The sequence below is a fragment of the Celeribacter sp. genome (assembly GCF_048266405.1).
Lineage (GTDB): Bacteria > Pseudomonadota > Alphaproteobacteria > Rhodobacterales > Rhodobacteraceae > Celeribacter.
In genome coordinates, this window is sequence record NZ_JBLWZO010000013.1 from 11684 (window position 1) to 33700 (window position 22017).

The 22017-nt window shown below is 55.4% G+C and carries 27 protein-coding genes; 25 read left to right on the forward strand and 2 right to left on the reverse strand.

What is annotated here, in order from left to right; genetic code table 11:
• The first annotated feature begins 23 nt into the window (after positions 1 to 23).
• From ACN0TS_RS16190 to ACN0TS_RS16230, 9 genes are read left to right on the forward strand one after another with little or no spacing between them, the layout of a single operon-like run.
• A complete protein-coding gene (locus ACN0TS_RS16190; RefSeq protein ID WP_417260404.1) occupies positions 24 to 380 on the forward strand; it encodes a hypothetical protein in 357 nt (118 codons plus the stop codon).
• On the forward strand, positions 377 to 613 hold the full coding sequence (locus tag ACN0TS_RS16195; RefSeq protein WP_007092567.1) for a helix-turn-helix transcriptional regulator: 237 nt from the start codon (positions 377 to 379) through the stop codon (positions 611 to 613). Before ACN0TS_RS16190 ends, ACN0TS_RS16195 begins: the two co-directional genes overlap by 4 nt.
• A complete protein-coding gene (locus ACN0TS_RS16200) occupies positions 600 to 1343 on the forward strand; it encodes a conjugal transfer protein TraL (protein WP_417260405.1) in 744 nt (247 codons plus the stop codon). The genes ACN0TS_RS16195 and ACN0TS_RS16200 overlap by 14 nt, the downstream gene beginning before the upstream one ends.
• Positions 1343 to 1783 (forward strand): hypothetical protein, encoded by a 441-nt coding sequence (locus tag ACN0TS_RS16205; RefSeq protein ID WP_062952323.1) that lies wholly within the window; start codon positions 1343 to 1345, stop codon positions 1781 to 1783. Before ACN0TS_RS16200 ends, ACN0TS_RS16205 begins: the two co-directional genes overlap by 1 nt.
• Before the next feature lie 18 nt (positions 1784 to 1801).
• The gene (locus tag ACN0TS_RS16210; protein WP_417260406.1) at positions 1802 to 2116 is read left to right on the forward strand and encodes a TrbC/VirB2 family protein; all 315 of its coding nucleotides are present in this window, start codon (positions 1802 to 1804) and stop codon (positions 2114 to 2116) included.
• Positions 2113 to 2412 carry a hypothetical protein gene (locus tag ACN0TS_RS16215; RefSeq protein WP_417260407.1) on the forward strand — a complete coding sequence of 100 codons (300 nt, stop codon included), beginning with the start codon at positions 2113 to 2115 and terminating at the stop codon, positions 2410 to 2412. Before ACN0TS_RS16210 ends, ACN0TS_RS16215 begins: the two co-directional genes overlap by 4 nt.
• Positions 2409 to 4799 (forward strand): VirB4 family type IV secretion system protein, encoded by a 2391-nt coding sequence (locus ACN0TS_RS16220; RefSeq protein ID WP_417260408.1) that lies wholly within the window; start codon positions 2409 to 2411, stop codon positions 4797 to 4799. Before ACN0TS_RS16215 ends, ACN0TS_RS16220 begins: the two co-directional genes overlap by 4 nt.
• Positions 4781 to 4966 (forward strand): hypothetical protein, encoded by a 186-nt coding sequence (locus ACN0TS_RS16225; protein ID WP_417260409.1) that lies wholly within the window; start codon positions 4781 to 4783, stop codon positions 4964 to 4966. Before ACN0TS_RS16220 ends, ACN0TS_RS16225 begins: the two co-directional genes overlap by 19 nt.
• The gene (locus ACN0TS_RS16230) at positions 4963 to 5814 is read left to right on the forward strand and encodes a hypothetical protein (protein WP_417260410.1); all 852 of its coding nucleotides are present in this window, start codon (positions 4963 to 4965) and stop codon (positions 5812 to 5814) included. Before ACN0TS_RS16225 ends, ACN0TS_RS16230 begins: the two co-directional genes overlap by 4 nt.
• A gap of 11 nt (positions 5815 to 5825) precedes the next feature.
• On the opposite strand, the gene ACN0TS_RS16235 is transcribed toward ACN0TS_RS16230, so the two are convergent.
• Positions 5826 to 6245 (reverse strand): hypothetical protein, encoded by a 420-nt coding sequence (locus ACN0TS_RS16235; RefSeq protein ID WP_417260411.1) that lies wholly within the window; start codon positions 6243 to 6245, stop codon positions 5826 to 5828.
• Positions 6246 to 6257: 12 nt separating this feature from the next.
• A complete protein-coding gene (locus ACN0TS_RS16240) occupies positions 6258 to 6737 on the reverse strand; it encodes a hypothetical protein (RefSeq protein WP_417260412.1) in 480 nt (159 codons plus the stop codon).
• On the opposite strand from ACN0TS_RS16240, the gene ACN0TS_RS16245 reads away from it, so the two are divergent.
• From ACN0TS_RS16245 to ACN0TS_RS16320, 16 genes are all read left to right on the forward strand, one after another.
• Positions 6721 to 7884, forward strand: a complete 1164-nt coding sequence (locus ACN0TS_RS16245) for a hypothetical protein (RefSeq protein WP_417260413.1) — start codon at positions 6721 to 6723, stop codon at positions 7882 to 7884. The two genes, ACN0TS_RS16240 and ACN0TS_RS16245, sit on opposite strands and share 17 nt — an antisense overlap.
• Entirely contained in the window at positions 7881 to 8174 is a 294-nt protein-coding gene (locus ACN0TS_RS16250) for a hypothetical protein (RefSeq protein WP_417260414.1), read from the forward strand. The genes ACN0TS_RS16245 and ACN0TS_RS16250 overlap by 4 nt, the downstream gene beginning before the upstream one ends.
• A complete protein-coding gene (locus ACN0TS_RS16255) occupies positions 8165 to 8350 on the forward strand; it encodes a hypothetical protein (protein WP_417260415.1) in 186 nt (61 codons plus the stop codon). The genes ACN0TS_RS16250 and ACN0TS_RS16255 overlap by 10 nt, the downstream gene beginning before the upstream one ends.
• Positions 8338 to 9066 carry a type IV secretion system protein gene (locus ACN0TS_RS16260; RefSeq protein WP_417260416.1) on the forward strand — a complete coding sequence of 243 codons (729 nt, stop codon included), beginning with the start codon at positions 8338 to 8340 and terminating at the stop codon, positions 9064 to 9066. Before ACN0TS_RS16255 ends, ACN0TS_RS16260 begins: the two co-directional genes overlap by 13 nt.
• Positions 9063 to 10145, forward strand: coding sequence for a TrbG/VirB9 family P-type conjugative transfer protein (locus ACN0TS_RS16265; protein WP_417260417.1), 1083 nt, complete (start codon positions 9063 to 9065; stop codon positions 10143 to 10145). Before ACN0TS_RS16260 ends, ACN0TS_RS16265 begins: the two co-directional genes overlap by 4 nt.
• Positions 10142 to 11233: a TrbI/VirB10 family protein gene (locus ACN0TS_RS16270; RefSeq protein ID WP_417260418.1), complete on the forward strand. Its 1092-nt coding sequence runs from the start codon at positions 10142 to 10144 to the stop codon at positions 11231 to 11233. The genes ACN0TS_RS16265 and ACN0TS_RS16270 overlap by 4 nt, the downstream gene beginning before the upstream one ends.
• Positions 11234 to 11237: 4 nt before the next feature.
• Entirely contained in the window at positions 11238 to 13430 is a 2193-nt protein-coding gene (locus ACN0TS_RS16275) for a hypothetical protein (RefSeq protein WP_417260419.1), read from the forward strand.
• On the forward strand, positions 13430 to 14386 hold the full coding sequence (locus ACN0TS_RS16280) for an ATPase, T2SS/T4P/T4SS family (RefSeq protein ID WP_417260420.1): 957 nt from the start codon (positions 13430 to 13432) through the stop codon (positions 14384 to 14386). Before ACN0TS_RS16275 ends, ACN0TS_RS16280 begins: the two co-directional genes overlap by 1 nt.
• The gene (locus ACN0TS_RS16285; RefSeq protein ID WP_417260421.1) at positions 14383 to 16176 is read left to right on the forward strand and encodes a type IV secretory system conjugative DNA transfer family protein; all 1794 of its coding nucleotides are present in this window, start codon (positions 14383 to 14385) and stop codon (positions 16174 to 16176) included. The genes ACN0TS_RS16280 and ACN0TS_RS16285 overlap by 4 nt, the downstream gene beginning before the upstream one ends.
• Positions 16173 to 16421: a hypothetical protein gene (locus tag ACN0TS_RS16290; protein WP_417260422.1), complete on the forward strand. Its 249-nt coding sequence runs from the start codon at positions 16173 to 16175 to the stop codon at positions 16419 to 16421. Before ACN0TS_RS16285 ends, ACN0TS_RS16290 begins: the two co-directional genes overlap by 4 nt.
• Positions 16414 to 18573, forward strand: coding sequence for a zincin-like metallopeptidase domain-containing protein (locus tag ACN0TS_RS16295; RefSeq protein WP_417260423.1), 2160 nt, complete (start codon positions 16414 to 16416; stop codon positions 18571 to 18573). Before ACN0TS_RS16290 ends, ACN0TS_RS16295 begins: the two co-directional genes overlap by 8 nt.
• A gap of 75 nt (positions 18574 to 18648) precedes the next feature.
• The gene (locus ACN0TS_RS16300; protein WP_417260424.1) at positions 18649 to 18939 is read left to right on the forward strand and encodes a hypothetical protein; all 291 of its coding nucleotides are present in this window, start codon (positions 18649 to 18651) and stop codon (positions 18937 to 18939) included.
• Entirely contained in the window at positions 18926 to 19912 is a 987-nt protein-coding gene (locus tag ACN0TS_RS16305; protein ID WP_417260425.1) for a hypothetical protein, read from the forward strand. Before ACN0TS_RS16300 ends, ACN0TS_RS16305 begins: the two co-directional genes overlap by 14 nt.
• Before the next feature lie 11 nt (positions 19913 to 19923).
• On the forward strand, positions 19924 to 20298 hold the full coding sequence (locus ACN0TS_RS16310; protein WP_417260426.1) for a plasmid mobilization protein: 375 nt from the start codon (positions 19924 to 19926) through the stop codon (positions 20296 to 20298).
• The gene (traI, locus tag ACN0TS_RS16315) at positions 20295 to 21425 is read left to right on the forward strand and encodes a TraI/MobA(P) family conjugative relaxase (RefSeq protein ID WP_417260427.1); all 1131 of its coding nucleotides are present in this window, start codon (positions 20295 to 20297) and stop codon (positions 21423 to 21425) included. The genes ACN0TS_RS16310 and traI overlap by 4 nt, the downstream gene beginning before the upstream one ends.
• A gap of 180 nt (positions 21426 to 21605) precedes the next feature.
• The gene (locus tag ACN0TS_RS16320) at positions 21606 to 21980 is read left to right on the forward strand and encodes a hypothetical protein (protein WP_417260428.1); all 375 of its coding nucleotides are present in this window, start codon (positions 21606 to 21608) and stop codon (positions 21978 to 21980) included.
• The last annotated feature ends 37 nt before the right edge of the window (positions 21981 to 22017 follow it).

A 22017-nucleotide genomic window follows, 5' to 3' on the forward strand; every position in this document is an offset into this window, starting at 1 on the left:
TAACGACGCGATGGGGGTCTATAATGCCAGCCGAATGGGGTCAGGCAAAAATCGAAATTCTCGCTCTGCAGGATGAAATCCTTGCAGAAATCGAGAAGGGTATTTCCGCCCGCCAAATCTTTGACAATTTATCCGCCGCCAAGCGGATCACCATTTCACGCCGGTCGTTTTATCGCCGCGTGAAACTGCTTCGTGCTGAGCGCTCTGCGCCCAAGACCACGGCAAGAACACAGCTTCAGTCCAGCCAAGTCAGCAATCCGGCACGGCGACCAAACAACACTCCAATCTCAAGCACATTGCCAACGCTCAAAGCCGAAGAACAGGCCGAGTTTAATCGCCTATGGGATGCACCCTCCGATGATGGAGAGGACACCCAATGAGCGCTTGGCAATCTGACTATCTCACCCTCCATACCCGGCTGCGGCAAGCGCGCCAGTCCAAACGTCTCACTCAAGCAGGTGCAGGCGAGCGCATTGGCGTGTGCGAACGCACCTATCGCGATTTTGAAGCAGGCCGAACCGATCTGCCTGCCGCCCATGTCTTTCGCCTCGCCCATGTGCTGGGCATCAAAATTATCATTTCAGATGGAGTTATCGCCGATGGCGTTGATTAATCTCACCCTTCAGGGCAAGGGCGGGGTCGGCAAGTCGTTTGTCGCCAGCCTTCTCGCGCAGCATTACCTCAAACGTGACACCCCGCTTCATTGCTATGACACAGATCCGGTAAACCAGACTTTTGCCGGATACAAAGCTTTCCCGGTCGAGACCATTCGCCTTGGCGAACGTCCCGACGAGATCAACCCACGCTATTTCGATGCGCTGATCGAACAGATCATGACCGGCCCGGAAGACGGCGTTGTCGTGATTGATAACGGGGCCAGCACCTTCTTGCCGCTGCTTGGCTATATGGTCGAAGCGCAGGCGCTGCAGATGCTCGCCGATGCCGGTCATGAAGTTCGCCTCCATACGGTGCTGACAGGCGGCCAGGCGCTTAACGACACCATGCAAGGTCTGCATCAGGTGTTGCAGAGTGTTCCTGATATTCCCGTCGTCGTTTGGCTCAATGAGTATTTCGGGCGGATCGAACGCAAGAATGCATCCGGCGAGATCGAGAGCTTCGAGCAGTCCGGGCTTTACAAGAAAAACAAGAACCGCATTCACGCGCTGGTTCGTCTGCCCGAGGTTCGCAAAGAAACCTTTGGCCATGACATCGAACAGATGATGCGTGCCCGCCTGACCTTTGATGAAGCAGGCAGCCACGCAGACTTTCCCTTGATGTCGCGCCAACGCCTGATGATGACCTGGCGCAGCATTGGATCCGCCATGGAACAGGCGGTGCTGTAATGGCCAGTGTTCTTGATGAGGCTCCCCCGCCGCCCCTGACCATGGACAGCATCGAAGAGCTGCGCACGCATTTGTGGAAAGTTCATCAGGTCACCGTCGAGGACGGTGATCCGGTGCTGATGATCTACACCATCCACAAGGTCGTGCTCGACGAGCATCGTCGCCTGATTGATCAGCATAACCGGACCTTGTCCGGGATCATCCAGGCACAGGCAGAAACTTTTACCAATGATGTCACCGCCGCCATCGAGGACTTCAAGAATGAAGCTCTGACAGATGCCGTGCGCGAACGTCTGTCGGCCATGCAGGAAGCTGCCCGTCTTGCCGATACGGCACAGGACCGCTTTCGCAAGATGGTCAAGCTGATCTCCATCCTCACCGCCCTCAATCTGGTCGCCGTCGTCTTCACGCTGGGCGTCCTCACCGTTTTGACGATTTGACGACAAGGAAAACACACCATGGATAAACGTAACCTTCTCAAAATTGTCGCCATCGCAGGCCTCGCCACACTGGCCATGACCGAACCGGCCTTTGCTCAAAGTACTGCCGGTGGGAACTGGTGGGATCCGGTTGTTTCCTTCCTCGAACTGCTGGCCGAAGGCTTTGGCAAGATCTTTGCCATCGCACTGGGTCTTGGTCTTGTCGTTTACGGCGGCTGGGCGGCCTTTACCGGTCGGCTTGATCCGCAACGCGGCATCATGATGGTGATTGGCGGCATTCTGGTCACCGCAGGACCGGCCATTGCTTCGGGTCTTCTGGGGGTTCTCAAATGAAAGCTGCCAGTGCTGTTCTTATCCAGGCCCAGCGCCAAATGACCCTAATCGGCCTGCCCGTCAGTTTGCTTCTCGTCGCAGGGCTTGCCGGTGTGCTGGGTTTTGTTCTCCCGGTCGTGTTCGACTTTCCGGTTTTGGTTATTCCAGGCGGTCTTCTCGGATTTATCGTCGCATGGATCTATCTTGTCAAACATCAGCAGATCAATCCGAACCATGACCGCGAGTTGCTGGTTGCCCCAATGTTCTGGGGCAGCCGCAAGGGTGCGCGCCTCCTGACCACAGGAGGGCGCAAATGATCTGGACCGATGTGATCACGACGGGCCTTGTGAGCGGGATGGCTGGCGGCTTGGTCGTTCCAGCAGGCCGCCGCCTGTTGCTGGGCGACATTACCCAAGACTGGCTCCAAGACGAATTGGAACTCGACGGGATCGATCCTGTTGATGGCGTCACCGTCCGTGGCAAGGATGAATCGCTTTCGCGTGTTTGGCACCTGCAGGGCACAAGCTATGACGCAAGGATTGAGACCGAGCAGCAGAGCTTGTTGCTAGGCCGTCAATCGCTTCTGCAGGAGCTTGGCAAACGCAACATCGCTGTCCGCCTGTTTGCGATTAAACGCCGACGCGAGATTGCCGCAGATGCCACATGGCCAAACACTGTGCTGGATGAGATCGGCAGGGCTGAAGCTCAGCAATATAAATCAAGCTATTTCATCGACTGGTATCTGATGGCAACAACACAGGCCATGCAGCCCTTGCTGGATGCCGAAGAGAAGATCCCGGCCATTCTTTCCGAATACCGCCCGGAGTTGCTTGCCCGTTCTAACGACGATCAACCCTGTCTTCTGACCGGGTTCCTCAATGGGTTGGTCAGTGGCGAATATCGCCGCGATCTTCCGGCGATCAGCCGCAATCTGTCGGCCAACCTGCCTGCTTCCGACCTTCACTGCAACAAGGTGAATGGCGCCATCACCACTCAGGTTCCGGCACAGCAGTTTCAGAAAGTCATCACGGTTACCCTGTGGCCAGAAACAGTGTCTGGTCATCTGATCGGCGAGATCCTTGCCCTGCAGGGTGATATCGAGATTTGCCAGATCTGTGATCCATGGGGCAGTGATCAGGCGATGCTGGTCAACAAGCGCCGTATGGCAGGTGAGTCAAACTCGTGGTTTGGAAATCCGGCAGCTGCGGCAGAAGTCTCGACCCTGCTCGATCTTTTGGCCGAAGGCAAAACAGCCCTCTTTGCCACCCAGTTCCAGATCATTCCGCGTGCTGCAACCGAAGATAAACTCAACACCCTGATCCGCGAGATCACAGAGATTCTTGGCAACAAACGGATCGGCTATGCGGTGCAAACACGCGGCGCACCGGTTTGCTGGTTTAACCGTTTGCCTGTCGTCTCCAAACGCAAGATCAGATTGCCGGGCAGTCAGTTTATGGCCCCGCTTGATCTGCGCGATCAGAACATCGCGGCCCTTTGGGCTTTACCGCATTCAGCCACCGGCCTGTTGGCCAGCCAGTTTGGCCCGGCACCCGTGCGCTGGTTCAAAACCCCGACAGGCCAATCCTATGCGTTTCAGTTTCAGGTCGTGAACAAGCCCTTCTCGCTGGGCAACTTCCTTGTCTTTGCTCCGTCGGGTGTCGGTAAATCCACCCTGATCATGCATCTGATGGGTGGGCTGGCAAAGTTCGACAATATCCGCTCCTACATCTTTGATTCCAAGGAAGGCACGCGCTTCATGGTCGAAGCCATGGGCGGCCTTTATCAGGCCTATGATGGATTGTCGCTTAACCCGCTGGATGTCGGAGACGATAGCCCAAAGAACCGTGAACGTGTCTATGCGATCCTCAAATCTCTGGCCGGGATTGATCTGGAAGACGGAGACATTGATGCGCTGAACCATGCCGTCGATCTTGCGTTTCAGATTGAACCGCCACACCGCACGCTCAATGCAATCTATCCCTTTGCCTTTGCCCGCCGTTCAACACTCCGGCGTGCCTTTGCGCAGTGGGTTTCTGACGACAAGGGAAACACCGGACTTCGCAGCCATATCTTCAATGCCCCCCATGACAGCCTCGGCGGGTTACTGAACCAATCACACATGGTTGGGATCAATATGAACGAGGCGCTGGCCGATCCAGCGCTGGGTGCGCCTGTGGTTGGCCATATATCTGAGGCGATCAGTAAATCGGTTGCCGGGCGCAATGGTGGCTTTGTCATCTTCATTGATGAAGCCGCCAAACTTCTTTCCAACCCCGGCTTCCGGGATCTCGGGGCTGAGATGTACCGCGAATACCGCAAGCTTGGTGGTGCGGTCGGCATGGCGTTTCAGGATCCGGCAGGTCTTGGCAAAACCGGGGCGGCGGAAGCCATCATCGAGAACACCGCGACGATGATTTTCTTCCCGAACTCCAAGGTGACGGAAGAAAGCCTCAAGCCGTTCAATCTCAATGAAGAACAAAAGCTGTTTGTCCAGGGCCGTACCCGTTCGCGCAAAAAGAATGATCGGCGGGTTCTGATTATCAAGCGCGATGAAGCCAGCGGCTTTGAGGAAAGTGCCATTCTTGATGTCGATCTGACACCGCTTGGTGATGCCGTCCGTTTCTATCGTTCTGGCCCGGATGCCAACAACGATCTGGCCACCATCCAAACCAAATGGGGGGATGCATGGCAGAGCCATCTGTAACCCGTACCAATCACCCGGACATGATGAAAGTGCCTTTGGCCTCTATCACCGTTGCCAGTCTCATTGGTGTCATCGGCCTGATTGGCATGTTGAACTGGCCAATCACCACCAGCGCGATCCTGATCCTTTTACTTGTCGCCATTCTCCGTGCAGGAGGTGCGTCATGAACAGGCGTCTGCGTTCAGTAGCTCTGGCCTTCGGGATTGTTCTGGCAACACCTGCCATTGCCTATGCCACCTATCCGGTGATCGATGTGTCGGCCATCGCCAAACTGGGCGAGCAGCTGAGCAAAATGCAAAAGCAGATCGATCAGCTTAAAGAACATACCGAATGGCTGACCAAACTCAGTGCCCAGGCACAGGGCACGATTGATGCTATCGGCGCAATGGGTCAGATCACCCTGCCGATCCTCAACATGCAAAAACTCACCAGCCGGATCATGCGCGACATTCAGTGTCTGACACCGGATCTGTCGGGTCTGATGCCGGGCCTCAATCTTGATGATCTTGATTTCTTCAGCATCTGCGAAGGGCGCAGCATTTACCGTAAATCGCTTTGGTTCGATCCGAACGATCCTTCGACCTGGACGTTTCCGGAGGGCAGCGAATTTGAAGGAACCAATAGTGGCTCTGGTTCAGGCAGCGGTGTCTGGTCGGATCCGGATCACCCGGTCAACAAGGCCAAATGGCAAGCACAACAACAAGCCCGTGCGATGGTCGAAGCCCGGCGCGAAGAGCTGACCAAAGATGCTGTCACCACGGGGCTCGCACAGAGCGACCTGATCGTTCAAAGCACAGAGGAAATCCAGCAGGCCATTGAAGAGCTTGAAGCCGCCACCAATGGTGCGGCGGATATGAAGCGGCTTTTGATGGCGCTTGCCAAATGGATGGCAATGTCAAACCGCCAGCAGGTTCAACAACAGCAGCTTACGGCGCAACTGGTCAAGATCCAGTCGACGATGTTGTTGCAATACCTGCCGCCCCAGCAACGTGATGGTGGGGAGGAAGCGGAATGATCGTCAAGAAATTACAAATCCCCGCCCATATACCAGGGATAGTGTCCAAACGTCTTTTTGATCTTTCGTGCCCGCTTTATGCGTATTGGGTCTCCATCGAAAAGTATCGCCTCGGTAGCGCGGGAACCCGTTATTGGACCATCATTTTTCTGGTCAGTATCTGCATTGTTTTTCTTAAATTTTGGGGCTCCTGTGTTCTCAGGATTTTTATCCTTACCGCTCCTAAGTTTTCCGAAGACGCCGAGCAAAAGAAATACGAGAAATATGGCCGGAACAAAGGGGTAGAGATACCCGATGTAAGTACCTCCAACAAAAATCGATATTGCAATAAATATCCGCAGGGGAGTCTTTTTGTTCCATGCGTCCGCCATCCCAACACTGAGAAAAAGCAACCCGGTGATGCAGACGATGTAAAGGACGAATTCAAGCATCGTATTCACTCTCTACTGTTTTGCTTCGGAAAGTATGGCGTTGTCGCGTCTGATGTCATTCTCTGTGCGCCAATCAGGAAGATCGCGGCACGAGTGCGTGAAAACGTTTCGCTGTTCCATCGTCCAGCAAGACCCACCCGATTTCCAATCGTTCCAGGCGAACGCTTTGTCCTTGTTGGTAACGGCGCGATAGACGTGCTTCCAGACTTGATAGACCCGGTCCAAGTCATGCCCGCGTTTAATCAGATCGCCTTCCGGATGACTTGCCAAACGCTGCAGCACTTCATCTCGCGAGCCAGAGAAAAGCGCTTTGTTAGCTTCATATACCGGCATCACGAGATCCCATTCAGCGACCGCTTCTGCGCGGTCGTAACTCTCCCAAAGAGATACCGCGTAACTCCAGTCCAGATAGTCAGATTTCTGGGCATAAATTTGCGCGTTTGCGGTTCCCCAAAAAATCAAAAGGAAAGCGGCAATGAATGAAGATGACATCACCTGCATGACCTGCGACGTGGTGACGGAGTATGTCGATCTGGCAAACAGCTTCACCCAAAACCTGAGCAGTGTGCTGCTCGACCCCATGTGGTTCATCTATCTCTCCGTCGTTAGTCTGTGGATCGTCATTCATGGCGGCAAGATGATCATGGGAAAGGGCGATCTGATTGGATTCGCTCATGAATTCGCGTTCATCACTATAGCCGGTCTGCTGCTCGGCGGGCAAGGGCCCACTCTCGTAAATTCCATCTATCAGATGGCTTTATCAACGATGGGTAGTGCTGCCGGAGTGGTGCTGTCTGCCGGAATGGAAGGTGGCATCGCAAGCGCCAAAATCCCAAGCGAAGCATCATCGCTGGGTGGCATGGCCCAACTGGTTTATGTCGCCGAACGCGGCTTAATGGTTGTCTTGCGGATTGCCTTTGAGATTTGGGCGTCAATCTCGCTGGGCAACCTTATGGCCGGTGTATACGGCGTGCTGCTGGCCCTGCCCTATATCATCCTGATCATTGTCTATTTCAGCCAGGTCGTTGTTAGCATCTTCCGCGTGATGATGTTTTCAGCCCTCTCCCCGATCCTGATGCTCGCCCTCGGGTTTGGCTGGGGACGCGGGATGGCGATTACCGGTGTTCGTACCGTCTTCGCCGCCTTCATGGTGTTGTTTGGTTCAACACTGGCTTTGGCATTGTGCCTCTATGGTGCGGCCTCGCTTGATATCCAGAACACCGAAAACGTTCGTGAGATCACATCCATCGATAATCCCGGTCTGTGGGTCGCCATTGTTCTTGGCTGGATGGGCACGGCCTTTATGGCCGAGGCAACCGGCATGGCCAACTCGATTGCCGGATCTCAGCTGACCAATCAGGCGGCTGCGGTCATTACCGCAGGCATGACCGCAACCGGTCTTACTGTTCTGAACCACGCCAAACAGTTCGCACCTTCTGGCCTTAAGGCTGCGGGGAATACTCTTGCTGCAGGCGCAAAAGGGTTTGGAATGGGACAAGCTGCTGCGGGCGACCCCGCTGGCGCATTGAATGCGGCCAAAGGTCAATTTGGTCGGTTCGGTTCAGCCTTTGATGCCCATCGTCAAAGCGTCATGGAACGCCTTAAAACCCCGACCTTTGATCGGGGGGACAAGTCATGAGTCGCCTCAAACAGTTCCTGCGTGATGCCCTGCGGATCATCCTCGCCTTCCCCCTAGTCGCGCTCTGGCTGCTCATTCTGACCGGCATGATTTCGCCGGAAAGCCTGATTGTCTTTGTCATGGCGCTTCGAGAAGTCGATGCCGCCCAGCTTGCCGGTCTGATGCGCAGTGCCGTCCATATTTGGATCGCACTTTCCATCGTCCTTGCCCTTGCCCGACTTGCATTCGGGCTTGGTGCCTCTTCCCCCCAAACCGCTACCAATCAGAAAGGATCGCAGCCATGCGCCTGATCCAACCACGTCTCATTCCCATGCTTTGCCTTGTCGTTCTTCTGTCGGGCTGTGTCACCGCTTCAAAGGATCGCGAGATCCCCAAAGACGGAACCGGCACCGATGAAATGAAACTCAGCCCGTGCGTTTGCGATCCCGTCGAATTCAACGGCGAGGGTTTCTCATGGCTTGGTTAGGACGTATCGGCAAGCGCGATCACGAGCGCACGTCGATCTCGGCTCCGGTATCCCCTCATGCGCAGACGGTCGCAGCAGATCCTTACAGCTTTCAGGCAAGCCATCGCCGGTTGGCCTGGATGCTGCGGCTGTCTGCCGGAACCAACATCGTGCTGGGGGCCGGGGTTGTCGTTTTAGCGCAAACCATTTCCCATCTCGTACCGCTCAAGGAAACCGAGATTGCCCTGGTTCGGACCTATGGCCCGGATGAGCGCACCTATGTCGTTGAACCGATCAGCAAGAAAGTTGGTGGCTTTGAGGTTTTCCTTGAAGCCCAGGCAAAGCGCTTTGTCCTGATCACCAACGAGATCGATCCGGTCACACAGGAAGAACGCCAGCGCGAAGCATCGCGGTTATCCGATGCCCGCTTCTGGGAACGTTTTAAACGCGAACGGATCGATAGCGGCCTGATCACCGAGGCCCTTGAAAAAGGCATCGAACGCGAAGTGCGGATCGTCTCCATCGATCCCATCGCCACCCTGTCATCGGACCATAAATACGCAGTCGATTTTATCCAGATCGATCACCGTCGCGGCAAAGAGATCTCGCGCAAAGCCTTGCGCGCTTACCTGACGCTGGCCACCCGCCAGCAGAACGTCTCCGAAGCCGACAAATACACAAATCCCTTTGGCGTCACCGTGCTCGACATGGTGCTGAGAGAAAGAGGTGCGTCATGAAACGCCTGAGTAATCTTGTTTTCCATCTTGTTCTGGGCAGCCTGATTTTGGCTGTCCTCGTGCTTGGCTATCAACGCGCCAATGCGCAAACAGCAGCCCGCCCACCAATGCCCGGTCAATCGCAGCAACCGTTTTCTGATTCGTCTGCCTCACCACAACACTCCGCCCCGGCCATGCCCGTACCTGACAGCGTGGTCGATCAGGCACGCGATCAGAATGAAGGCTATTTCTCGGCCATGCGCCGACCGCGCACAAGCGGGCAAGTTCAGGATGTCTGGGATCGGGCCGAACCTGATGATGCGGTCTATGCAACGGATCTCTGCAGTGACTGCACGTATAAAATCCGCACCCGTGAATTCATGGTCACAGTTGTTGAACTGCCACGCGGCGAGATCATCGAAGCTGTTGATTTGGGGGATGATGGCGGGTTCTCGGTCAAACCGCGTGGGGAGCGCCGTCTTGCTGTTCGTCCAAGTGGCTATGGCTACGACACCTCACTGGTCGTCTATGGCAAGTCCGGTGCAGTCTATCCGTTCTATCTGCGGGCCGAGAGTTTCAATTCGGTCAATGTGCCCGATCTCGTTGTCCGCATCGAAGGATCGGTGCAAATCGATAGCGATCCGGCTGTCCCCGGCTTTACTGGTGTTTTGGACGACACAGGAAAACCGGCCCTTCCGGCGATGTCTGTTCCGAGGCAAGGCAATAAGTCTGCTGCTATCGACAGTGCGATTGCCGGACTGAGTGAGACCAATCCCGGCACGCCTGACGGTGACTTTGTTGCCCAATCCCCGTTCGATCCAAATGCGCTGCGCGGCTGGGGTGAGTATGACCTCTGGGGCGATGAAACGCTCCGCCCCGAAACCGTTTTTCGCGATGATCATTTTACGTATATCCGCTTTGGCAAACGCTGGAAGGATGTCGAACTGCCGACCGCCTATGTCGTGGTCGATGGCATTGATGAGTTGGTCAATACCCGCGTTCAGGGCGAGACCTACATCATCGAAAGCACGCGTCCGCTGATCACGCTCAAAAGCGGTCAAAGCTTCCTCTGTGTTGAATATACCGGGGACGCAGCATGAGTGCGTTTTGTGATATTGCCCTGGTGCTTGGTTTGACCTTTGGTGGCGTGTGTGCGGAACCGGTGGTCAATGAACCACCAACCCTGCCTGCCGATGATCCATCGGTCTGGGCACTTCCGGCACCGCCACCACCAGCGCCTGCAACGCCTGCCCCGGCAATGCCACCGATCATCATCAAGGAGGCAAAGCCTGCCCCCGAACCGACACTGGCACCCGAACCCGCGCCGGAACCTGAACCCGTTCCTGAACCGCCTGCGCCAGATCCATACCGCACGGCCTTGGAGGCCGCCTGGCAACAGCGCGTTTCCCTGTCGTCAGGCTGGGGGGCTCCGGCGTGGCAGTCTGGCGATATGGCAAGATTGTCGGGCAAAGCCTCCCTGCCCGGCATGACGGCACCTGCGGCAATGGATCCGCTAGATCTGCCGGTCGGTGAAAACGACAAGGCTGATTATGAAGGTCCACGTCGCACCTCGACGCTGCCGGTCGATAACAGCCGGATCATTACGGCAGATCGCTACATCACCGTCATTCTCGAAACCGGGATCAACAGCCAGGTTGGCGGTGACGCAACCGGCACCGTGATCGTGCAGTCGGCGCGTGATGTTTATGGCTATCACGGGCGCAATGTCCTGATCCCCAAAGGATCCCGGCTGATTTGTAATTATGATCCACCCAAGGATATGGGCAGCTCACGCCTGTCGATTTCTTGTGAACGCATTCTGATTGCCGGACATCGTGCCGAGATCCGCCAGCTTGCCTCCCCCATCGGTGACATTCAGGGCCGACAAGGGGCTGCTGGCGAGGTGGATCGCCGTTTCTGGGAGCGCTATGGCACCGCTTTCATGCTGACCGGCATTTCGACGGCTGTGCGCTATGCCGCGGCCTCAACAAAATCCGAAGACAGCGACGGCGAAGTCGCAACGGCGGCTTCTGAAAAAGCCGCTGAAGAGCTCTCGACCCGCTTTGGTGAGATCAGCGCCAGCGTGCTCGAAGAAACCCTTTCCCTGCAACCCATCATCACCATTCCCCAAGGCACACGCCTTCAAATCCGTCCGGCAACGGACTGGTACATCGCAAATGTGGAGTAATAGCATGAACAAACAAACGCTTTGGTGTTTGCTCCTGTCATCCTGTCTGGTGTCTCCGGCACTGGCACAGATGCAAGAAACACCAAACCCATCATCCGAAACGAATTCTGAACCCGGCATCGAGGAGATGGTGCGCAAGGTCAACATCGTGACCCGTGCGATAACCCGCACCGCCGTCTCGCAAAATGAACCGATGGCCATTGATCTTGGTCTGGTCGATGTGCCCGGTGCACCGCCCAAACTGACCGAAGGTGTGACGGCAAAAGCCTATGCCCGTTATGTCAATTACGAAGACAGCCTGATTGCCCAACTGGTCCTGACCGGGGTTGAGAAAGACGGCAGATCCGAGCCACTTGATTCAAACGATTTTGTCGCGCAGTTCAATATGGACAGCCCGGAGCTTGATCCGGCTTCGCCGGTCACCATTGAAGGCAATCAGGAAACCCTGATTGCGGCCCTTCAGCGCTTGAATGCGGTCGAAGACGACGACGACAAGGAAGAAAAAGAAACCGAGACGTCAGAGGCCGATACCGGGGCGTCAAACACTGTCGGATCAAACGCCTCAAAGAATGCCGATGCGGCAGGTTATTCCTCGCCTGCCGCTTTGGATGTTGCGGAAGATACCAGCGCGCCAACCGTGCGTGTGACGACAGAAGGCTGCAACATCCGGGTGGATCTGGCCCAGCTCGTTGCTGTCCAGCAAAGCCGTGTCGAAACCACCGAAGACGGCAATGTTAGCGCGGGCACCTGTGAAGATGGCGCAGATCGCTATCCGCTGGATCGCAGCTATTCAGTTTGCGGCGATACCGTCGATATGGAAACCCGTCAGGCAGTCGCGCAATACCTGCTTTATTACACCGATGGCGGCGGCAACCGACAGGAAGTTACCGACTGCCTGAAGGACGAAGACAAGGTCTTTGATATTACCGAGAAGGCCTCTGCCTGCTCGGTCTATCTTGATTACAACGAGATGATGGCGGTCCCACAGGCCTCACTCGCCTATGACAATGCCAGCAACAACGAAGTTCAGGTACGCAGTTGCGAACCGTCTGAAGAAATTGAACCTGTTCCGCTGGTATCTGTCACCGATGGCTGTTCAATCCGGCATGATTTTGCCGCTGGTTTGTCCTTGCAAACCGGTCGTCATATCTATGAGCTGAACGGCACCACCTGGCAGGCAGATGCCTGCTCGGACAATGGCACCGAATATCCCCACGAAACGGTTTACAAGAACGCTGCCGGGCAGGAAGTCTGCGCACCGATCATTAATCAGGCGGCTGGCACGGTAACCCGTCAAAGCCGCAAACAGATTGTGGTCAACGGGGTTGAGCAATTCATCACCGAATGCAAACCCGATACGGCCAATATTGCGATCCAGTCGACGATTGATGGCTGCGATAATCCATCGCTTTGGAACCATGATCTGGCGGCTGGTGCCAGCTATGGCCGTGAGCGGTTTTACTACCAGCTTGATGGCGTTCCGCAATATGTCACCGAATGCCAGGATAGCGAGATTGCCTATCCGCATCAGGTCGAAACCACCGGCTGGCAACCCCATGATGACCAGCTATTCGCCTATCGTCTGACCACGGTCTATATCGAAGGCACGCCCAAAGGCCGCTTTAACATCAAAACCAGTGAGGTTTTGCCGGGTGAGCCCCAGACCGCCTATATCTATTCCGGCGAAGCCCCTGCAACGAACGGCGAGCATTTTTATGAAGACTGCACGCGCTTTGATGCGCGGGATTTGGTCCAGTCCTATGAACGTCCGGATGGCTCAACTCACAAGGTCATTGTTGGCGATGCCACACCATTAAACCTTGGGGACAAATGCACTCCGAATGTCGCGTGGAGCACGATCACCACCCGAACCTATAGTTCGAATGGTCAAAGCTCTGGCGGTCCATGCGGCACAAGTTCGTATTCGACAACCGTCGGGAGTAACGATAGCCCCTGGTCTGATACCCGCAACATGAACTGCACCTGGTCACGTGCCTCTGCGACCAAAGCGATTATCCGTGAAGACGGTGTGGCTATCGGGGATCCTGATACCCGGCTTTGCGAAACGCCCCCGAACACCTATCCGTATGTTGTCGGCTACTTTAGCTACCGTGCCCTCGCACAATACAATTACACCTTTCCAGCACATACCAACGCGGCAAAAACCAATTGCATGGCTGCGTGGGGATGGTGGTGATGAACGCCCTTTCCCCCAATCCCCTATTTGAGAAGATCCTCGGGCCTCTGGCCAGCTATTACGGCGATCTCTCCACCGTCGAAATCCGTATGAACCGCCCACACCGCGTCGTTACCGAACGACGCGGGGAAGGCAAGCGTGAGATCGAGGATCCAGCCCTTACGCTAGCTGCCATCGAACGGATCGCCATCAGCCTCGCCAACCAGCGCGGTCTGAAGTTCAATCCCGATGACAGTCCAAAGCTCTCCTGCGTCCTGCCGGGCAATCATCGCTGCGAGATCCTCGTCGGTGCATCGGTGCGCAGCCACCTCAGCCTTGCCATCCGCTGCAAGCATCCTTTCACCCCGACCTGGGAACAGGCCGGGGTGACACCAACCATCCGCGACTATCTGATCGATAAGGTGGCGGGGGATGCCAACATGATCATTAGCGGGGCGACCAACACCGGCAAGACCACCCTGCTCAACATGCTTTTGGCCACCGTCGATCCGGCGCGGCGTGTGCTGGCCATAGAGGACACACCAGAACTTCATATCGAGCAGTTCTGGGATGGCAATGGCCTGATTGCAGCCCGTGAGGCCGGGACCGGCAGTGGCATGGTCGGCTGGCGCGAGATCTATGATCATCTGATGCGCATCACGCCCGACCATATCCTGTTTGGCGAGATCAGCACCCAGAACGCCTTTGCTGCCTTAGCGGCCCTGAACTCCGGCGTGACCGGCTTTATGTGCACCATCCATGCCGAAAGCCCGTGGCAGGCCATTCACCGCAAGTTCGATCAAAACATCGCCTGGGCGGGAGAGACCATGCCACGTGTGCCGGAGTTTCTCGCCGAGCTGGTTGATGTTGTCGTTCAGATCAAACGCAACGCCGATGGCTGGCGACGGATTACCGACATCTGGGAACCACGCAATGATCGCTATGTGCTGAAAGACAGCAAGGAGGTGTTGTCATGACAGCACTCTATCGTCTGACACTGCCGGTCATTCTGGTTGCCATGATCACCGCCATTCTCTGGCAATGGCATCTGGCTGTTGGCTTTGACGCGCTTGATCTGCGTTGGTGGCAATGGTCGCTGAGTGCAGCCACCCACCCAGCTGGCCTTCCCGATGAAATGCTCTATCCCGCTCTTTGGATCGGCATCACTGGGCTGCTTTCAATGTTTGGCGTACTGGCACTGGCATCTCGTGCCAATAACAGCACGGTCAGAGGCAACCGCAAAGGCGATGAACTGCATGGCTCCGCCCGCTGGGCCAAGCTGCGTGATCTCAAGAAAGCCCGGCTGTTTCGCAAAGACGGTGTGGTTGTCGGTGGCTGGCCAACTTGGTTTGGCCGGATCCGTGAATTGCGCCATGACGGGCCAGAGCATGTTCTGGTCTGGGCCCCAACCCGCACCGGCAAAGGGGTGAGCCTGATCCTCTCGACCCTGCTCAGTTGGCGTGAAAGCATTCTTTGTCTTGATATCAAAGGGGAGAACTTCGCCAAGACCGGTGGTTGGCTTGCCAGTATCGGGCACAAAGTCTTGCGTTTTGAGCCATCCGCGACCAATGGGTCGGCCCGCTTCAATCCGTTGGCCGAAGTCCGCGTCGATACCGAACAGGACATCGCCGACTGCCAAAACATCGCAGCCATGATCATCGATCCCGATGGCCAGGGCATGAAGGATTATTGGCGACAGGAAGGCTATGGCTGGCTTTCGGTCGTCTTGCTTCATGTCATCTATCGCGTGCGGCGTGATGAAAACCGCGCGGCCTGTTTTGATGATGTGAATACCTTTCTCTCAGGCATTACCGGCGACGGCGAAGCAGAAGAAAGCGACGATAATTTTGAGCATATTCTTGCCGACATGGCCGCCTTTGATCACGGCAAAGCTCATGTAAATAAGGAAGTCCGGCGCGGGGCCAACAGCATGATGATCAAGGCCCCCCAAGAACGCTCCGGCGTACATTCCACGGCCAAAACCCAGTTGACCGTCTTTGCCGATCCGATCATTGCGCGCAATACCGCCACCAGCGATTTTCGTCTGCATGATCTGATGAATGGCGATGTGCCAATGGCATTATTCCTTGTCGTTTCACCTGCGGACAAGGACCGCCTGCGGCCTTTGCTGCGCATCATCCTTAATCTCTTTATGCGGCGCATGACCGAACGCATGGAGTTTGGATCGGGCCAGACACTGGCCGGATATAAACACCGCCTGCTTTTGATGCTCGATGAGTTCACCGCCATCGGCAAACTGGAGATCTTTGAGGAATCGCTCGCCTTCATGGCGGGCTATGGCCTCAAAGCCATGATCATCGTCCAGAACACCGAACAGTTGTTCAAGCATTACGGTCGCGATGAGTCGATCATGGCCAATTGCAAGATCCGCATTGCCTTCACGCCGAACAAACTCGAAACCGCCAAGCTGCTCTCGGACATGACCGGCAAGGCAACCATTGTGCAAAAGCGACGCTCGCACTCCGGGCGCATGGGTGATCTCGGATCGGTCTCAGACAATCTCGCCGAAACCTCCCGCCCGTTGCTTACCCCTGATGAATGCATGCGCCTGCAGATCATTGATACCGAGGGCCGCAAACCGGTCCCCGGCGATGCTCTGATCTTTGTTGCCGGTCTGCCGCCCATCCTTGGCCGTCAAAAGCTCTACTTCCTTGATCGCGAACTGTCGCGCCGTTCGCAAATGACGCCCCCCCAAATGGCGATCTCTTCCACACCCTCTGCATCTCACAAAGGACCCAAATCATGACAACACCCAATACACCTGACAAAGGCACGCCTGCGTCTGCAGCCCTCAATGACCAGGACTATCTCGCTCTGGCCTCTTCGATGATTAATACCGAAAGCCTGAACGGCCCGGTGCCGGTTGATCCGGACATTGCCGATGCCATGGGAGCTTTCACCGAAGACGCGCTGTCTTCCGATGACGCGCTCGACAGTCACTTTGACGGCATCGATCCGACTGCTGATGCGGAGGGCGCGAACCATGGCTGAGAAGAAGAAAAGCTATCGCGATCAGGTGGTCGAAGAACTGCTTGGCCATATCGAAGCAGGCACCGCCCCCGGGCAAAAGCCGTGGGAACCGGGAAAGGTCCGCATGGCCCCGTTCAATCCTGTTTCCGGCAAGGACTATCGCGGCATCAATGCGCTCTGGCTTGAAATGCGCGGGCGTTCCGATCCGCGCTGGATGACCTACCGCCAGGCGGCGGCTCAGGACGCCCAGGTCCGCAAGGGTGAGAAAGGCACCATGATCGAATATTGGAAATGGTCCGAGCGCGAGAAGGTGCTCGATGACACTGGCAAGCCGGTTCTCGACGACAAGGGTGTCGCCAAAACCCGAGACGTGCGCCTTGATCGGCCAAGGGTGTTTCATGCTGTCGTGTTTAACGCCGATCAGATCGATGGCCTTGCCTCTTATATCGCGCCCGAGCCGACCTTCAGCCCGGTTGAACGGGCTGAGCTGATCCTCAAACAGGGCAATGTCCCGATCTTCCATGATCAGAATGACCGAGCTTTTTACCGGTCTTCATCTGATGACATCCACATGCCCCACCAAGCCGCGTTTAAAGGCCAGTATGAATATTACGCCACGGCTTTGCATGAGCTTGGCCATGCTACCGGCCATGGATCGCGTATGGCGCGTGAGTTTGGGCCGTTTGGCTCGGAGGTTTATGTCAAGGAAGAACTGCGGGCCGAAATCGCCAGCTACATGCTGACCACCGAGCTTGGTCTTGGCCATTATCCGGAACGCCACGCCGCCTATGTCGGCTCCTGGATGAAAGCCATCAAGGAAGATCGCAATGCGCTGTTTGCCGCTGCGCGGGATGCAGAGAACATCCGCACCTGGATCATGGAGCCGGATCTGCGCCAAAGCCTGATCCCGGTTAAAGCCAAAGAACAAGCCAAGACCATTGCCCAAACCCCGGCTGTTGAACGACAGAAGGAAAATGCCATGAAAGCCGAGATGTCACAGGCTCCGAACCAGGACGCCAACACTGACCGCAAACGCATCTATCTCAATGTGCCGTTCAGTGAAAAGGATGAAGCCAAGGCGCTCGGGGCAAAATGGGATCGCCGCGCCAAAGCCTGGTATGCGCGCGATGATATGGAGCTCGAACCGTTTAAACGCTGGCAGGAGACCAAAGCCAAAGCCCCGGAACCGAAGATCAATCCTGAAGACGAATTTGCCCAGGCGCTGAAGGAAAACGGCCTGATCCTCGATGGACCTCCGACCATGGATGGCAAATGGCACCGAGTTGCGGTTGATGGGGATCGCAAAGGCCAGAAAAGCGGGTCCTATCGCGGGTTCCTTGAAGGTCTCCCGGCAGGCAACATCACCAATTACAAATCGGGACAGGACCCGGTCAAATGGGTGGCGACCGGCACCAAGATCGATCCAAAGGAGCTTGAACAGTCCAGAGCCGAAGCCGCTGCCCGCAAGGCGGCCCAGGAACAGGAATTGCGTGCGCAATATCGTGCCGTTGCCAAACGGGCCTATGGGATCTTCCAGAACGCCGAACCAGCTCCGACCAATCATGCTTACCTGCAAAACAAACAAGTGCCCGCAGGGGATCTGCGCATTGATCAGTCAGGTAACCTTCTGATGCCGATGGCCAATGACAAGGGCTTTATCGAGAACATCCAGACCATCCATCCCGATGGCACCAAGATGTTCCTCAAGGACGGCAAGAAGCGCGGTCTGATGCATGTGATCGATGGTAATCCCAAAGGTCCGATGATCGTGACTGAAGGCTACTCCACCGGTCAAAGTCTGCATATGGCCAGCGGGTTGACTGTCGTCGTTGCACTTGATTCCGGAAATCTCGCCCCCGTTGCTGAGGCTCTTCACAAGCAGCATCCGGATCGCGCCCTAGTGATTGCCGCTGATGACGATCATGCCAAGCATGTTAACGCCGGGATCAAGGGTGCTGAACGGGCATCTGAACTGACCGGTGCGAAGATCCTGCGTCCAGATCTGAATGACGCGGAAAAAACCAAAGGCCTGACTGACTTTAACGACATTCATCGGGAACGCGGGATTGAGGCGCTGAAACGCCTTGTCACCGAACAGCTCGGCCTGACCAAGCCGAAAGCCAAAACCAGAACACGGGGACGCGAGCATCAGGCTGCCAGCTTGGCAGTCTGACCCCCGAAAGCCGGTGGCACAATGAATGCCACCGGCACCTCTTTCCTATTTGCCATTTTACCCGGAGAACACCTCATGACCGAAAAGCATGTGAAGGATATTTTTGAAAAGCGCGCCACAATTAAAGGGGCTCAGGACCTTGATTGCAACGCTTGTGGCCCGGCAGTTGTCTTCGCCCTGCAGGTAGGCGAGCATACCTTCTCGCTTGATCTGCCCACCCTGCTGAAATGCCTCTACCTTGCCGAGCAAAAGGCATCTGTCCCCAAGCTGGGGGCTGCATGGTGGAACAGTGTCATAAACCATTATAATATCGGTTCTTCCATCCGTGAGACCGTCGCCGGGAGATCAGATAATGCACGTTTATAAATTGCAGGCAGGTACGATTGGGGAGAAAGACATCGAGCGGACGGCCTTTGAACGCGACACCAGAAAACTTGAGCCTTGGTATCAAGTAGCGGGTAACAAGCAACGTGAGTATGCCGTATGCCCGGCCTGTGACAATCCGATCCAGATCATTGGTCTTTATGAAGAACTTCCTCACACCGACCGTCCTTACGGACGCCACTCGGAGAGGAGAATCCCAGGCTTTGAGTTCGAAGAAGGCATTTTTGACTGGTGCCCCTACATCAGAAAGAACAAGAGTAAAGGCAGCGGCGAGAAACGTGGAGAGGGCGGAATTAGCCTTCAGATACTTGCTATCGTTCTCACTCAGTTTGACCGTGTGATTTACGTCATCCGTAAAGAGACCGGCATTTGGATTTCACCAAAAATTGCTGTCACCATGCTGGAAAACTGGATTGAAGCAGAAGGCTACCGCTTCCACGATGCGACCCTGCGCAACATTCCTTGGATGTTTGCCTATCGCTCCAAAGGACTCTCGATCTTCGGTCAGAAAATCAGTAACGGACAGGACAAACTGCGCCAAGCGATCACCGAGCGCATTCCCCATGCCCGTTTTGATGAAAAAGGGCGGATCGCAAAAGGTGATCAATTTTACCAAGTGACCTGGTGCTTTGTTGATTACCGCTTCAAGACCGAAGACGACAGCCTGATCGAGATGATCGAGTTTGAAGTCTGTGATGGAGATCGCAACGTGGTCTTCGCCAAGACCATCACTTTTGATCCACGGTATTTTGCGAACCTGATCAATTACAGCAATCCCGACAAACGAGAGCCGCATCTCATCGCAAAGGCCAAAGAGGTCTATGACCGTAAGTTCGGTGCCGATTTTACGCGTGGCATCGTCAATCTGGTTGGTGGTTTTGATGCCACCCTTCCCGAGAGTATCCAGACCGAAATGATGCCAGGCGGTTCTCCCGCAGGATCTTCCGGGCAATAGCGGAACAAGAAATGGCCACCGAACGTCACGTCATCAAGACCTATCTCAACGACGAAGAGAAAGAGCGTATCGATCAGCTTGCGCATCAAATGCGTCTGTCACGCTCGGAATTGCTCAAGCGGCTATTGATGAACACCAAGCTGCCGAGTGCCGCTGACTTTGCGGCATGGCAGGGCATTCGTGATCTTCTCAAGGTCAATGCCGATCAGGCGCGATTGGGCAACCTGTTTAAACTCGCTCTCGATGAGCCGCTCTCGGCAGATCTGCTCAAGAAGTTTGACGGCCTGGTCCGTGATATTGAAACAACCCGAGCAGACCTGAAGGCTGCCATTGGCGATATCCGCGACCAGCTTCAACCGGGCATTCGCAAACAGGACAAATCATGATCGCGACCAAAATCGGCAAAAAGTCCGGGGTGCCGGATAACTACACCCGTCTGGGCGAATACATCGCTGCAGCCGAGGAAAAAGGTGAGAAGCTTCATCAGTTCTGGATCCGCAATTGCGATGCCGGCACAAATATCGAGGATCTCGATCTTGCCCTTCTGGAAATCGAAGCGGTTCGGCGGCAAAAGCCCGATATTGCAGATAAAACCTATCATCTTGTCGTTTCTTTCCGCCCTGGCGAGCAGGACAAACTGACCAAGGATGACCTAATGGCGATTGAGGCCGAATATGCCAAGGCACTTGGCTACGAAGATCATCAGCGGGTGGTTGGAACACACATCAATACCGATAATTTCCACATGCATATCGCCTTTAACAAAGTGCATCCGGAAACACTTAAGGTCATCACACCGCATCGCGATTTTAAGCTCCTCGCCAAGGTCTCGCGCGAGATGGAGAAGAAATACGGTCTCGCCATTGATCCCGGCATGACCGATGGCAAAGAGCGCGACCCAAACAAGCTTTCGCCTGCAGCGCGGGATTATGAAGCCCATACTTGGCAGGAGTCATTCCAACGGCATGTTCTAAAGCACCGTGAGGAAATACTGGAAGGTTTGGGAAAAGCCAAAAACTGGAAGGAAGCGCATGAGGTTCTGTCCGGATATGACATTAGCCTAAAGCTGCGCGGTAATGGTATGGTCCTGATGAGCCCGGATGATCAGGCGATAAAGGCAAGCCAATTGGATCGATCTTGTAGCAAGAAGAAGCTCGAAGAACGGTTCGGGGTGTTTGAGGCGCAGCAAGCCAAACCACGCAAAAAAGGTGAACATCTAACCAGAACGAAACGACACTACAGGCCCCGACCGCTTGTTCGGCATCGCAACACCCCTGCCCTTTGGCGTCGTTACCTTGACGAGCGCAAACCCCTGCCCCGGCAGCTCAGCCTGACGGCCCGGGCCTTACGAAACTGGAAGATGTTTCTGCTAACGGAAGCATACCAGGATCCGCTGGCCATGGTGTTGGTCATAGCGCACCACGAGATGCTGTACATCCTCTCATCCAAACCTGCCGCAGCCCGTGTGAACTCTCAAGAACGAAGAAATATCCACACAGGCTTGTCAAGATAAGCGATTGCACAGGGCTTGGCGAAGGCTTCGGAGAGTGGCCGTTTCTCGCTCCTGCCGAGTAATCACTCAGGGACTGATATCTCCTTAGAGGGCGTAAAGTCTATCCCGCGCCTGCGGGGAAACAGCCCCTGAGCTGGCCCCTTTGTAAAAATCAATAATTTACAAGAATGATTAACTTACGTGCGCTACGCGACTGCAGCGGAGATCGCCGCCAAATACGCAATCCGGACCGAATGGGCCCAGAAGACGCAGTTCGATGCTGTGATCATCGATCAGTTTCTCCGCTGGGCCAACGGACTGCAACTGAAGGTGACGCGCCTGTTCGTGCCGGTCTATTTTGCAACTCCGGGGACAAGCAAGACGGCGAAGGCGCTCATCAGGTCGACCGAGAAGATCAACTTGGCCCGCAATGCCGTCGTCCATCGAGGCTCCTTTAGCAAAACCAAGGAGGCCGATGAAATCATCACTGAGACGAAAGCGTTTATTAATATGATCGTCGGCCTATCGATTGAGGGCTTTGACATCGAGGATAAGACGCGCCCAATCTCGGAGTAGCTTAGCGACATAGCCGCCAAAGGCCCTATAAAACCGC

Coding starts and splice junctions, on each gene's coding strand:
- ACN0TS_RS16255 (WP_417260415.1), top strand. CDS start 8,165: ATGCGCCTGATCCAACCACGTCTCATTCCCATGCTTTGCCTTGTCGTT.
- ACN0TS_RS16215 (WP_417260407.1), top strand. CDS start 2,113: ATGAAAGCTGCCAGTGCTGTTCTTATCCAGGCCCAGCGCCAAATGACC.
- ACN0TS_RS16265 (WP_417260417.1), top strand. CDS start 9,063: ATGAAACGCCTGAGTAATCTTGTTTTCCATCTTGTTCTGGGCAGCCTG.
- ACN0TS_RS16240 (WP_417260412.1), bottom strand. CDS start 6,737: ATGTCATCTTCATTCATTGCCGCTTTCCTTTTGATTTTTTGGGGAACC.
- ACN0TS_RS16310 (WP_417260426.1), top strand. CDS start 19,924: ATGGCCACCGAACGTCACGTCATCAAGACCTATCTCAACGACGAAGAG.
- ACN0TS_RS16300 (WP_417260424.1), top strand. CDS start 18,649: ATGACCGAAAAGCATGTGAAGGATATTTTTGAAAAGCGCGCCACAATT.
- ACN0TS_RS16280 (WP_417260420.1), top strand. CDS start 13,430: ATGAACGCCCTTTCCCCCAATCCCCTATTTGAGAAGATCCTCGGGCCT.
- ACN0TS_RS16305 (WP_417260425.1), top strand. CDS start 18,926: ATGCACGTTTATAAATTGCAGGCAGGTACGATTGGGGAGAAAGACATC.
- ACN0TS_RS16210 (WP_417260406.1), top strand. CDS start 1,802: ATGGATAAACGTAACCTTCTCAAAATTGTCGCCATCGCAGGCCTCGCC.
- ACN0TS_RS16205 (WP_062952323.1), top strand. CDS start 1,343: ATGGCCAGTGTTCTTGATGAGGCTCCCCCGCCGCCCCTGACCATGGAC.
- ACN0TS_RS16235 (WP_417260411.1), bottom strand. CDS start 6,245: ATGCTTGAATTCGTCCTTTACATCGTCTGCATCACCGGGTTGCTTTTT.
- ACN0TS_RS16230 (WP_417260410.1), top strand. CDS start 4,963: ATGAACAGGCGTCTGCGTTCAGTAGCTCTGGCCTTCGGGATTGTTCTG.
- ACN0TS_RS16225 (WP_417260409.1), top strand. CDS start 4,781: ATGGCAGAGCCATCTGTAACCCGTACCAATCACCCGGACATGATGAAA.
- ACN0TS_RS16295 (WP_417260423.1), top strand. CDS start 16,414: ATGGCTGAGAAGAAGAAAAGCTATCGCGATCAGGTGGTCGAAGAACTG.
- ACN0TS_RS16220 (WP_417260408.1), top strand. CDS start 2,409: ATGATCTGGACCGATGTGATCACGACGGGCCTTGTGAGCGGGATGGCT.
- ACN0TS_RS16200 (WP_417260405.1), top strand. CDS start 600: ATGGCGTTGATTAATCTCACCCTTCAGGGCAAGGGCGGGGTCGGCAAG.
- ACN0TS_RS16260 (WP_417260416.1), top strand. CDS start 8,338: ATGGCTTGGTTAGGACGTATCGGCAAGCGCGATCACGAGCGCACGTCG.
- ACN0TS_RS16250 (WP_417260414.1), top strand. CDS start 7,881: ATGAGTCGCCTCAAACAGTTCCTGCGTGATGCCCTGCGGATCATCCTC.
- ACN0TS_RS16275 (WP_417260419.1), top strand. CDS start 11,238: ATGAACAAACAAACGCTTTGGTGTTTGCTCCTGTCATCCTGTCTGGTG.
- ACN0TS_RS16285 (WP_417260421.1), top strand. CDS start 14,383: ATGACAGCACTCTATCGTCTGACACTGCCGGTCATTCTGGTTGCCATG.
- ACN0TS_RS16270 (WP_417260418.1), top strand. CDS start 10,142: ATGAGTGCGTTTTGTGATATTGCCCTGGTGCTTGGTTTGACCTTTGGT.
- ACN0TS_RS16290 (WP_417260422.1), top strand. CDS start 16,173: ATGACAACACCCAATACACCTGACAAAGGCACGCCTGCGTCTGCAGCC.
- traI (WP_417260427.1), top strand. CDS start 20,295: ATGATCGCGACCAAAATCGGCAAAAAGTCCGGGGTGCCGGATAACTAC.
- ACN0TS_RS16245 (WP_417260413.1), top strand. CDS start 6,721: ATGAATGAAGATGACATCACCTGCATGACCTGCGACGTGGTGACGGAG.
- ACN0TS_RS16195 (WP_007092567.1), top strand. CDS start 377: ATGAGCGCTTGGCAATCTGACTATCTCACCCTCCATACCCGGCTGCGG.
- ACN0TS_RS16190 (WP_417260404.1), top strand. CDS start 24: ATGCCAGCCGAATGGGGTCAGGCAAAAATCGAAATTCTCGCTCTGCAG.